Below are 10,269 nucleotides of genomic sequence, written 5' to 3' on the forward strand. Positions count from 1 at the left end.
ACCCTACTTCAAACGTTGGTAGCGCCCGTCATCCAGACGGGCGAGCCGGCCCTCTAGTTCCAGTTCAACCAGCTGCGCCTGCAGGTCGCCGATGGCGATGTTCGAACGCGTCTGGATGGCATCTACGTGCAGCGGGTCGTAACCCATCGCGTCCAGCACGGGGTGGTCCGGCAATGACGGTGGCGGGGGCGGTGCACGGCGGTTGACGGGCGTGGGCCCGCCGCCCAATTCATCGGTAATGTCCGCTGCGGTTTCCACCAGCTTTGCGCCCTGGCGGATCAAGGCATGGCAGCCGCGCGACAAGGGCGAGTGGATCGAGCCCGGAATGGCGAACACTTCGCGCCCGCTTTCGCCGGCCAGCCGCGCCGTGATGAGCGAGCCGCTTTGCTTGGCCGCTTCCACCACCAGCACGCCGCGAGCCAGGCCCGCCACGATGCGGTTGCGTTTGGGAAAGTGGGGCGGCAAGGCGCCGGTGCCCAGGGGGAATTCAGACACCAGCGCGCCGTGGCCGGCAATGCGGTGGGCAAGATCGCGGTGGCGGGCGGGGTAGATGCGGTCAATGCCGGTGCCCATGACGGCGACGGTGCCCGCGCCCTCGGGCCCGGCGTCCAGCGCGCCTTCGTGCGCCGCCGCGTCGATGCCCAGCGCCAGGCCGCTGATGACGCGCCAGCCGTGGCCGGCCAGGTGGCGGGCAAAGGCGCGCGCGGTTTCCTGGCCCCCGGGCGTGGCGTTACGCGCGCCCACCACGGCCAGCGACGGGCCTTGCAGATAAGCCGGGTCGCCCGCCACGTACAGCAGAATGGGCGGGTCGGCAATGGTCAGCAGGCTTTGGGGATAAGTCGGGTCGGCCAGCGTCACGATGTGGCGGTGCGGCGCGTCCACCCATTGCAGCGCGGCGTCCACCTGCGCCGCCATCTCCGCCGGCATGGGGGCTGCCAACTGGCGCGCCAGCGCATCGGGCAGGTGGCGGGCAAGGGCGGTGGCGCGCTGGGCGTAGATCTGCTCGGGCAGGCCCAGCGCGCTCAGCAGCGTACAGGCAGTGGCGGAACCCACGTTGGGCTCCAGGGACAGCCGCAACCAGGCGGACAGTTCGGCGGACGTATGCGTAAGCGGCATGAGGCAGGCGCGATGGCGTCAAGGGTGGCAAGTGTCGCATGCAAGGCGCAGCCGGTGCCGGTGCGTGCGTGTCGTTTCAATCTCTCTTGTCCGCTTGCTTACCAGCCAAAGAAGCGGGGACGTAGCACGCCGGCAATGCTCGACTTAGCCGAAAACTATTAGAAATCAATACTCTAATGAATTAAACTCTTGCCTACGCATCAATTACTGGCGAACCCTTTTCAATGGCTTTACTTCCTATCCTTCGCTATCCGGACCCGCGCTTGCACAAGAAAGCCAAGCCGGTAGCCGAAGTCGACGACCGTATCCGTCAACTGGTACGCGACATGGCCGAAACCATGTACGACGCGCCGGGCGTCGGCCTGGCCGCAACCCAGGTTGACGTGCACGAACGCGTGGTCGTGATCGACGTGTCCGAAGACAGCAACGACCTGCTCACGCTGATCAACCCCGAGATCACCTGGCGCAGCGACGACTACAAGATCTACGAAGAAGGCTGTCTGTCGGTGCCGGGCATCTACGACGAAGTCGAACGTGCTTCGCGCATCCGCTGCAAGGCGCTGGATATCGACGGCAAACCCTTCGAATTTGAAGCGGACGGCCTGCTAGCCGTGTGCGTCCAGCACGAGCTTGACCACCTGGAAGGCAAGGTCTTCGTCGAATACCTGTCCAACCTGAAGCAGAACCGCATCAAGACCAAGCTGAAGAAGGCCGAGCGCGAAGCGCTGCGCGACTGATTCCCTGTTGTTTGATTTTTTGGTCAGAACCCCATGCGCCTAGTTTTTGCCGGCACGCCGGAATTTGCCCGTATCGCCTTTGACGCCTTGCGGGCCGCCGGTCACGACATCGCCCTGGTCATGACCCAGCCTGACCGGCCCGCTGGACGCGGCTTGAAGCTGACGCCCAGCCCGGTCAAGCAAGCCGCGCTTGACGCCGGCATACCCGTTGCCCAACCGCGCAGCCTGCGGCTGGACGGACGCTATCCCGACGAGGCCGCCGAAGCGCGCGCGCTGCTGGAACAGGTTGCGCCCGACGTCATGGTCGTGGCCGCGTACGGGTTGATCCTGCCGCAATGGGTGCTGGACCTGCCGCGCCTGGGCTGCCTGAATATCCACGCCAGTCTGTTGCCGCGCTGGCGCGGCGCCGCGCCCATCCAGCGCGCCATCGAAGCCGGTGATGCGCAAACGGGCGTGACCATCATGCAGATGGATCAGGGCCTGGACACGGGCGATATGCTGCTGGAACGCGTGGTGCCCATCTCGGCCGACACCAACGCCGCGCAATTGCACGACGCCTTGGCGTTGGCGGGCGGGCAGGCCATTGTGGACGCGCTGAATGCGCTGGAACAAGGCGGCCTGACGCCGACCAAACAGCCCGAGGCCGGCGTGACGTACGCCGCCAAACTGGACAAGGCCGAAGCCGCGCTGGACTGCACGCAAGCGGCGGCATTGCTGGCGCGCCGCGTGCGCGCCTTCAACCCCGTGCCGGGCGCCAGTATCCGGCTGCCTGGCCTGCCCGACCCCGTCAAGGTCTGGCGCGCGCAGGCGCTTGAAGACGCATCGGCGGCCCTGGCGGCCGAGCCCGGCACCGTGCTGCGCGCCGAGGCGGACGGCATCGACATCGCCACCGGCGACGGCGTGCTGCGGTTACTGGAATTGCAAAAAGCCGGCGGCAAGCGCCAGCCCGTGGACGTGTTCGTGCGGGGCTGGCAACCGGCCTGATGGCGGGTTACGCCGCGGCTGCGCCGCGCCGGGCGGATCACAGCCCCCGCCTGCACCCCACGCCGGTCACGGACGAGTTGCCGCCAACAAATCCAGATACGCGCCCGCCACCAACTGCGTGGGCGCGACACCCAGCCCGGCCATCAACGTGCGGGCTTCTTCGCTGCCGGCGTCCAGGCTTTCGCCATCGCGCAGCACCACTTCAAGTTCCAGAAAATCGCCCAGCCCCTCGACCCGATCCAGATGGATGCGCGTGCGTCCGGCCATGAATACGGTGCGGTGCTTTTTCACGCGGCCGATTGCGCCGTAGGCCAGCGTCAGCGTCTGGCGCAGGGTGTCGGGCGAATCCGTCGGTGAAATGGCGTAGAAGCTCTCCTTGGGGCCGGCTTCGTCCGAGCGACGATAAAAAATGAGCTCGCCGGTGCCGTCGCCAAAGGCGCGCAGCTTCAGGCGCCCATGCGTGCACGTGAAAAAGGTGTCGTCCTGGTCAAGAATCACCGGTTCCTGCCCCGACAGCGCGGCGGCCAGGGGTTCAAGCACGGCCAGGTTGTCGACCCGTGCCTTGATTTCAACGTTGCGAGCCATGGCGTTACCCTCGCGCAAGATGAATGCAGACGGCACCGATACCGCACGGATACCGCATCAATACAGCGTGCCCGCCACCCGCGCGGGCAGGTCGCGGTCGTAAGCCGCGCCATCGAAAGTACCGGCCGTCAGGTCGGACAGGATGCGTCCCGTGCTGGGCAGCGCGCTGCGTGGCACCTGCGTGGTCGGGTCCCATAGCCGCGATCGCAGCAGCGCGCGCGAGCATTGGAAATACACCGTCTGCACGTCCACGATCAGCACCGAGCGCGGCAGCTTGCCGTCCATCGCAAAGCGCGCAAGCAGCGCCGGGTCGACACTGACGCGCGCCGTGCCGTTCACCCGCAGTGTTTCACCCACGCCTGGCACCAGGAACAACAGCGCCACGCGCGGGTCAACCAGAACATTCAGCAAGCTGTCCATGCGGTTGTTGCCGCGGCGGTCTGGCAACAGCAGCGTCTTTTCGTCTTCCACCACGACAAAGCCGGCGGGGTCGCCGCGCGGCGAAGCGTCCAACCCGTCCGGGCCTGATGTTGCCAACATCGCAAACGGCGCCGCTTCAATGAACGCGCGGTAATGCGGGTGCACGTGATCCACTTCCTTCTTCAGCGAGGCCTCGCCGGGCGCGCCGTACAACCCTTGCAGCGCGGCGGCGTCGGTGACGAGATGAGCGGGGTCGATGTGCATGGCGGGTTCCGGTTGGCAGCGTCAGGCCAGGATGGCGGGTAGGTCGGCTACGGTCAAAAATAGTTCGTCGGGCTTGCGTTCGCGCAGGGCGTCCACATGGTTATAACCCCAGGCGACCGACCCCACGCGCACGCCGGCCTTGCGGGCGGCGTCGATGTCGCGCATTTCGTCGCCCACCAGCAGGAAGCGTTCGGGCGCGACTTCATGGCGCCGCATCAGGCGGTCGATCTTGGCGGCCTTGCCGAACAGATCGGTGCCGCATTCATAGTCGTCGAACAGCGCGCAGGTGTCCGCGCCCAGCACGCGCTGCACGTTTTCAATGGAATTCGAACTAATCACCGCCAGGCGCACGCCGCCTGCCTTGATGCGCGCCACCGCGTCGGCAATGCCGTCGAACAAGTGCACGCTGGGGTCGATGTCCTGCATCAGCGTGCGCACGTGCGTCATGATGGCCGGCAATTTCCACAGCGGGATGCCCAGGTACTTCAAGATTTCCGAGGCCTCGCGGTGACGCAGGTTTTCGCGCTCGGTCAGGTCGATCTTGCGAAAGCCGTACTTGTCGGCCACCGTGTTCAGGATGGAATTGAACCAGGGCATGGTGTCCGCCAAGGTTCCGTCAAAGTCGAATGCAGCGATGTCGTATTTCAAGTAATCAGTCCGTTTGCCGGCTTCTGGCGGGGCTACAAGCCGTTGGGGTGAAGCAAATAGTGCACGACCGGCGCCAGCGCTTCAAGCGGCGGCGCGCTGGCCACCACGCGCGCGGCGTTGGTCCAGGGGTAGTCCAGGCCCAGCAGCCAGCCGAACACGGCGGGCATGTCGCCGGGCGGTAGCGTGACCATGGTTTCGATGGTGATGGTCAGGTCCGTGGCGCGATACGGTTGCGCCTGGAATTTCCAGTCGTAGCGGCCGCAGCCTACGCGCACATTGCCGGTGGCCTTTTCGGTCATGCCGACGATCCAGTCGCACTGGTAGTCGGGCAAGCGCGCCTCGGGCGCGGGACGCGACAGGTAGAACGTGTAGACGTTTTCGTAGGTCTGGCCAAACTTGCGCACCAGGGTGTCCGCAATGGCCGCGACCCCGTGGGATTCGGGCGGGAATGCGATGGCCTGGGTACGCAAGGCCATTTTCAGGACCGCGTCCGACGCGAATGCCCGCGCCAGATGATGCGGCCGGTTTTCATCCTTGGCGTGGAAATAGTCGCGCAGCACGGACTCGGTGCTGGCGGGGGACAAGGAATCGGAAGTCATTTCAAGAACGGGCGTCATGGGCTCAACAGGGCAAGAGGGCCATCAGGCCGTGATGGGGTCGAACCACTTCGAGACGTTGGGCGGCTCGTAGATGGCGTAGCGATCCAGCAGCAGGGCGGGGTCTTCTTCCACCACCAGCATGTCGCGATGCTGCGGCCGGATGAAGGCTTCGTCGACGGCGTGATCCACGAACTGCACCAACGCGTCGTAGTATCCCGCGACGTTCAACAGGCCGCAGGGCTTCTGATGCATGTTCAGCTGCGCCCACGTCCACACTTCAAAAAACTCTTCCAGCGTACCCGCGCCGCCAGGCAATGCGATGAAGCCGTCGGACTTGTCGATCATCATTGCCTTGCGCTCGTGCATGTTCTGCACCAGGTGCAATTCGGTCAGGCCACGATGCGCCTGTTCTTTCTTTTGCAGCAATTCCGGGATGACGCCGATCACGCGGCCGCCGGCGGCCAGCACTTCGTTGGCCACCACGCCCATGATGCCGACGACCGATCCGCCGTACACCAGCCCCAGGTCGCGCTTGACCAATTCGCGGGCCAGCACGCGGGCCTGCTCGATGTAATCCGGCCGGGTGCCGGGGTTCGAGCCGCAATACACGCAGATGTTCTTCAGGTTCATAACAGGTTCGTGAAGGCCGGGCCCGTTACAGATTGCGTCACGGGCGTTCCGGGAAGTCGATAGTTTACGAGAACGTCAGCGGGTGCGTTTGGGGGCCCCGGCGCCGTGCAAATTGGTGGCAGGAGCAATGTTTGGACACAGCAACTTCTGCTGCGATCGGTAGACTGAGTCGTTCGGTACGACTGGAAATCCAGCGTCGTAGGGCTTTCACTAACAGAGGAGCGAACGATATGGAACAAACGACCCGAACCCCCGAGAAGGCCAGCCGCCCATTCGACATGGACGTGAAGGCGATCCGCGCCAAGGCGCGCCAGGACATTGAGTCAGGCGCCGTTACGGACACCTATCGCGCAGACCGGGAAACCGTGCTGAAGCTGCTGAACGAGGCACTGGCCACCGAAGTGGTCTGTGTGCTGCGCTACAAGCGCCACTACTTCATGGCTCGCGGCTTGAATGCCGAACCGGTGGCGGCAGAATTCGCCGAGCACGCCACGCAAGAACAGGAACACGCCGACCGTCTGGCTGAACGTATTGTTCAGCTGGGGGGCGAACCGAACCTGTCGCCGAAGGGCCTGCTGGAGCGCAGCCATTCGGAATATGTCGAAGGGACATCCCTGCAAGACATGATCAAGGAAAACCTGATCGCCGAACGCATCGCCATTGACAGCTATCGCCAGATGATTGAATACATCGGTGAACAGGACTCGACCACGCGCCGCTTGCTGGAAGAGATCCTGGCGGTTGAAGAGGAACACGCCGACGATCTGGCGGACTTCCTGTAAAAGTAGCCGCTATACGGTAGTGGCCGCACGGCAAGGGCGCCTGAAACTCGGGCGCCCTTGCCTTATCAGAGGGCTTCGCCCCACAGATCGTATTCATCCGACTCGGTAACGCGCACGCGCACCAGATCGCCCGCCTTCAGGGGCTTGTCGGAACTGACGTACACACAGCCATCAATCTCCGGCGCGTCCGCGCTGCTGCGGCCGATGGCGCCGTCTTCATCCACTTCATCGATCAGCACGTCGATCTCGCGGCCCACCTTGCGGGCCAGGCGCGCGGTCGAAATGCCTTGCTGCAATTCCATGAAGCGTTCCCAACGGTCTTGCTTCACGTCGTCGGGCACGGGGTTGTCCAGCAGGTTCGCGGGCGCGCCTTCCACCGGCGAATACTGGAAACAGCCCACGCGATCCAATTGCGCTTCCTGCATCCAATCCAGCAGATACTGGAAGTCTTCCTCGGTCTCGCCGGGAAAGCCCACGATGAACGTGGAACGGATGGTCAGGTCGGGGCAGATTTCGCGCCAGCGCTTGATGCGCGCAAGCGTCTTGTCTTCAAACGCCGGGCGCTTCATGGCCTTCAGGATGCGCGGGCTGGCGTGCTGGAACGGAATGTCCAGGTACGGCAGGATCTTGCCTTCGGCCATCAGCGGAATCACTTCGTCCACGTGCGGGTACGGGTACACATAGTGCAGGCGCGTCCACACGCCCATTTCGGACAGCGCCAGGCATAGTTCCGTCATGCGCGTCTTGACCGGGCGGCCGTTCCAGAAACCGCTGCGGTACTTGACGTCCACGCCGTACGCGCTGGTGTCCTGCGAGATCACCAGCAGTTCCTTTACGCCGGCCTTGACGAGGCGTTCGGCTTCGCTGAGCACGTCGCCCACCGGACGGCTGACCAGGTCGCCGCGCATCGACGGAATGATGCAGAAGCTACAGCGGTGATTACAGCCTTCCGAGATCTTCAGATAGGCGTAGTGGCGCGGCGTCAGCTTGATGCCTTGCGGCGGCACCAGGTCCAGGTACGGGTTGTGGTCCTGCTTGGGCGGCGCGGCATCATGCACGGCGCGCACCACCTCTTCGTATTGCTGAGGGCCGGTCACTGCAAGCACGCTGGGATGCACCTTGCGGATCACCGATTCCTCAACGCCCATACAGCCGGTCACGATGACCTTGCCGTTCTCGGCCAGCGCTTCGCCAATGGCTTCAAGCGATTCGGCTTTGGCGCTGTCGATGAACCCACAGGTGTTGACGACGACAACATCCGCGTCGTTGTATTCGGGCGTGACTTCGTACCCTTCGGTGCGCAGTTGGGTCAGGATGCGTTCGGAGTCGACCAGGGCTTTAGGACAGCCCAGGCTGACGAAGCCGACTTTGGGGGAAGACATGGAATACCTCGGTGGGCGCGAGCCGGCGCCAATGATCAAAACGTGCGCAATTTTAGCGCGGCGGAGCGGGGGCCGTTATTTTAGGGGAAACGCGGCGCATTCATAGCGTGGTGTGTCGCCTGTGCGCTGCTTTGCGTCGGCCACGCGTTGCCCCGATGCGGTACGCAAATCCGGCGGTTAGAAATCAGACAATTACTAAAATCTCCTAACGCCGGCCAATGACATTAATACGGCGTTCAAATTCTAGTAAAAATCAGATTTTGATTATTCGCGCCGGTTTCCATTGTTTTTGACTATCTCGTCACGCAAACTGCCTCAACATTTAGTTTCAACGAGATAGCACGCGCCCTCGGTTTGCTGCGGGCGCGAAACCGTTATGAATTCCTATTGGTGCCGGCGAGTCGCCGCAGTGGTATTGATCGCGGCGGGCGCTTGCCCTACCGAGCCCTTCGCGCAGACCCCGCCCGAGGCGGTATCACGCCCTTCCGAAATCGAACGCAGGCAAGAGCAAGAGCTGGACGCCCAGCGTGCCCGCTCGGCCGAGCGCCCGGATGTCTTGTCCTCCGATGCCGCGCGCGGCCGAAGCGGGCTGGACCTGCCCGTTGAAACGCCATGCTTCGTCATCGGCAATTTGGCCTGGGATGACGCGCCACCCCCTTCTGACTTGGCCGGGGCCGCTCGCGCTGTCATCGGCCAATGCGTCGGGGGACAAGGGCTGCGGGCGTTTCAGGAATATCTGAACGGCTGGCTGATCCAGGACGGCCAGATCACGGCACGCGTCGTCGTGCCTGAACAATCGCTGGCGTTAGGCGCGCTGACGCTGCGCTTTCTGCCCGGCCGCATCTCGGCCGTGCAAGACGCGAATACCGTTGGATGGTGGCGCACCGCCTTGCCCACCGGCCCTGGCGGCGAATTGAATCAGCGCGATCTGGACCAGGCGCTGGAAAATATCCGCCGGCTTCGTGGTCAGGCGGATGCCACCATCGATGTCGGGCCCGGCCCCGAACTGGGTGACTCCGACATTATTCTGCGTCCAGGCACGGGCAAGCGTTGGCATGGTTACGTGGGCAGCGACAACGGCGGCCTGGACGCCATCGGCAAGTATCAGGTCAACGCCGGGCTGACCTTGGATTCCCCCTTGTTCCTTTACGACCAGCTGTCTGTGTCGTGGAACAGCAATGCGCGCTGGCGCGATGCGGACTCGAACACGCGCGCAGCGTCCATCAACTACAGCATCCCTTTTGGCTACTGGACGGCCTTTGCCGGCGCCAGCAAATCCACCTATCGCCAAACCGTGGCCGGTTTTGACGAACCCATCGTCTACGGCGGCACCACCAAGCAGTTGCAGGCGGGCGTGTCGGTCGTGCCCTATCGCGGTACGGACTACAAAGGCACGGCGACGCTGGCGATGCTGCGCAAGCGCGTCGGCAGCACGTTGAACGACGTCGCCATTGAAGTCCAGCGGCGCGACGTGACGGGCTACGACATCAACGTGGCGCATCGTCACTATGTGGGCCGCGCGGTGCTGGACGCCGGCGTTGGCCTGCGCGGCACGCTGGCCGGCCTGTCCGACCAGCCCGGCTACGTCTATGGCGACCCCGACTGGAATGGCCGCAGCACCATCGCGCTGGCCAATGCCGGGCTCTACCTGCCGTTTCAATTGGCGGACCAGCCCTGGGCGTACCACGTCAGCTGGCAGATTCAGCACGCCAAGACGCCGGTCGTGCCGTCGGACTACTTCACCATCGGCAATCGTTATGCGGTGCGCGGCTTTGACGGGCAGATGACGCTGGCGGCCGAAGACGGCTGGACGCTGCGCAACGACTTGTCGCTGGGCCTGGACAAACTGCTTGGCGGCCCCGGCCATCAACTGTATGCGGGCGTGGACGCCGGGCGCGTGGGCGGCGAGTCGGCGCGATGGTTGACCGGGCGCACGTTGGTGGGCGCGGTGACCGGGCTGCGCGGGCGCTTATCCCTTCCTTATGTCGATGCCAGCTATGACCTGTCTGCCGGCTGGCCGTTGAAAAAGCCGGAATCGATAAAGACGGCATCCACCGTGTTTGCCGCGGCCGTGATGTTCGAGTTCTGATCCGGCGCTTTGCTTCGCCGGCTTTCCTGATTG

Annotated in this window: 11 protein-coding genes; 4 read left to right on the forward strand and 7 right to left on the reverse strand. The window is 64.0% G+C overall.

Annotated elements, in window-relative coordinates; all coding sequences use genetic code 11:
• Nucleotides 1–3: 3 nt before the first annotated feature.
• Nucleotides 4–1,116, reverse strand: coding sequence for a DNA-processing protein DprA (dprA, locus tag V6F88_RS12040; protein WP_332609726.1), 1,113 nt, complete (start codon nucleotides 1,114–1,116; stop codon nucleotides 4–6).
• A 224-nt stretch (nucleotides 1,117–1,340) separates the two neighbouring features.
• Here dprA and def point away from each other — a divergent pair, with 224 nt between their 5' ends.
• Nucleotides 1,341–1,853: a peptide deformylase gene (gene def / locus V6F88_RS12045; RefSeq protein WP_332609728.1), complete on the forward strand. Its 513-nt coding sequence runs from the start codon at nucleotides 1,341–1,343 to the stop codon at nucleotides 1,851–1,853.
• A gap of 33 nt (nucleotides 1,854–1,886) precedes the next feature.
• Nucleotides 1,887–2,837: a methionyl-tRNA formyltransferase gene (gene fmt, locus V6F88_RS12050; protein WP_332609730.1), complete on the forward strand. Its 951-nt coding sequence runs from the start codon at nucleotides 1,887–1,889 to the stop codon at nucleotides 2,835–2,837.
• A gap of 66 nt (nucleotides 2,838–2,903) precedes the next feature.
• Here the strand turns inward: fmt and V6F88_RS12055 are convergent, their stop codons facing one another.
• From V6F88_RS12055 to V6F88_RS12075, 5 genes are read right to left on the reverse strand one after another with little or no spacing between them, the layout of a single operon-like run.
• Nucleotides 2,904–3,422: a class IV adenylate cyclase gene (locus tag V6F88_RS12055; protein WP_332609732.1), complete on the reverse strand. Its 519-nt coding sequence runs from the start codon at nucleotides 3,420–3,422 to the stop codon at nucleotides 2,904–2,906.
• Nucleotides 3,423–3,479: 57 nt separating this feature from the next.
• Complete coding sequence (locus V6F88_RS12060; protein ID WP_332609733.1) at nucleotides 3,480–4,106, reverse strand: pyridoxamine 5'-phosphate oxidase family protein; 627 nt, start codon at nucleotides 4,104–4,106, stop codon at nucleotides 3,480–3,482.
• A 21-nt stretch (nucleotides 4,107–4,127) separates the two neighbouring features.
• The gene (locus tag V6F88_RS12065) at nucleotides 4,128–4,754 is read right to left on the reverse strand and encodes an HAD hydrolase-like protein (protein WP_046803107.1); all 627 of its coding nucleotides are present in this window, start codon (nucleotides 4,752–4,754) and stop codon (nucleotides 4,128–4,130) included.
• A 32-nt stretch (nucleotides 4,755–4,786) separates the two neighbouring features.
• The gene (locus tag V6F88_RS12070; RefSeq protein ID WP_332610255.1) at nucleotides 4,787–5,353 is read right to left on the reverse strand and encodes a hypothetical protein; all 567 of its coding nucleotides are present in this window, start codon (nucleotides 5,351–5,353) and stop codon (nucleotides 4,787–4,789) included.
• A 42-nt stretch (nucleotides 5,354–5,395) separates the two neighbouring features.
• Nucleotides 5,396–5,983: a TIGR00730 family Rossman fold protein gene (locus tag V6F88_RS12075; RefSeq protein WP_332609735.1), complete on the reverse strand. Its 588-nt coding sequence runs from the start codon at nucleotides 5,981–5,983 to the stop codon at nucleotides 5,396–5,398.
• Between the two features lie 230 nt (nucleotides 5,984–6,213).
• Between V6F88_RS12075 and V6F88_RS12080 the strand changes: the two genes are divergently transcribed.
• Nucleotides 6,214–6,765 carry a ferritin-like domain-containing protein gene (locus tag V6F88_RS12080; protein ID WP_332609736.1) on the forward strand — a complete coding sequence of 184 codons (552 nt, stop codon included), beginning with the start codon at nucleotides 6,214–6,216 and terminating at the stop codon, nucleotides 6,763–6,765.
• A 65-nt stretch (nucleotides 6,766–6,830) separates the two neighbouring features.
• Here the strand turns inward: V6F88_RS12080 and rimO are convergent, their stop codons facing one another.
• Complete coding sequence (gene rimO, locus V6F88_RS12085; RefSeq protein ID WP_332609737.1) at nucleotides 6,831–8,147, reverse strand: 30S ribosomal protein S12 methylthiotransferase RimO; 1,317 nt, start codon at nucleotides 8,145–8,147, stop codon at nucleotides 6,831–6,833.
• A gap of 376 nt (nucleotides 8,148–8,523) precedes the next feature.
• Here rimO and V6F88_RS12090 point away from each other — a divergent pair, with 376 nt between their 5' ends.
• Nucleotides 8,524–10,236 (forward strand): ShlB/FhaC/HecB family hemolysin secretion/activation protein, encoded by a 1,713-nt coding sequence (locus tag V6F88_RS12090; protein ID WP_332609738.1) that lies wholly within the window; start codon nucleotides 8,524–8,526, stop codon nucleotides 10,234–10,236.
• Nucleotides 10,237–10,269 lie beyond the last annotated feature (33 nt).

This window comes from Achromobacter sp. ESBL13, from assembly GCF_036668755.1.
Classification (GTDB): Bacteria; Pseudomonadota; Gammaproteobacteria; order Burkholderiales; family Burkholderiaceae_B; genus Achromobacter.

Coding starts and splice junctions, on each gene's coding strand:
- dprA (WP_332609726.1), bottom strand. CDS start 1,116: ATGCCGCTTACGCATACGTCCGCCGAACTGTCCGCCTGGTTGCGGCTG.
- def (WP_332609728.1), top strand. CDS start 1,341: ATGGCTTTACTTCCTATCCTTCGCTATCCGGACCCGCGCTTGCACAAG.
- fmt (WP_332609730.1), top strand. CDS start 1,887: ATGCGCCTAGTTTTTGCCGGCACGCCGGAATTTGCCCGTATCGCCTTT.
- V6F88_RS12055 (WP_332609732.1), bottom strand. CDS start 3,422: ATGGCTCGCAACGTTGAAATCAAGGCACGGGTCGACAACCTGGCCGTG.
- V6F88_RS12060 (WP_332609733.1), bottom strand. CDS start 4,106: ATGCACATCGACCCCGCTCATCTCGTCACCGACGCCGCCGCGCTGCAA.
- V6F88_RS12070 (WP_332610255.1), bottom strand. CDS start 5,353: ATGACTTCCGATTCCTTGTCCCCCGCCAGCACCGAGTCCGTGCTGCGC.
- V6F88_RS12075 (WP_332609735.1), bottom strand. CDS start 5,983: ATGAACCTGAAGAACATCTGCGTGTATTGCGGCTCGAACCCCGGCACC.
- V6F88_RS12080 (WP_332609736.1), top strand. CDS start 6,214: ATGGAACAAACGACCCGAACCCCCGAGAAGGCCAGCCGCCCATTCGAC.
- rimO (WP_332609737.1), bottom strand. CDS start 8,147: ATGTCTTCCCCCAAAGTCGGCTTCGTCAGCCTGGGCTGTCCTAAAGCC.
- V6F88_RS12090 (WP_332609738.1), top strand. CDS start 8,524: ATGAATTCCTATTGGTGCCGGCGAGTCGCCGCAGTGGTATTGATCGCG.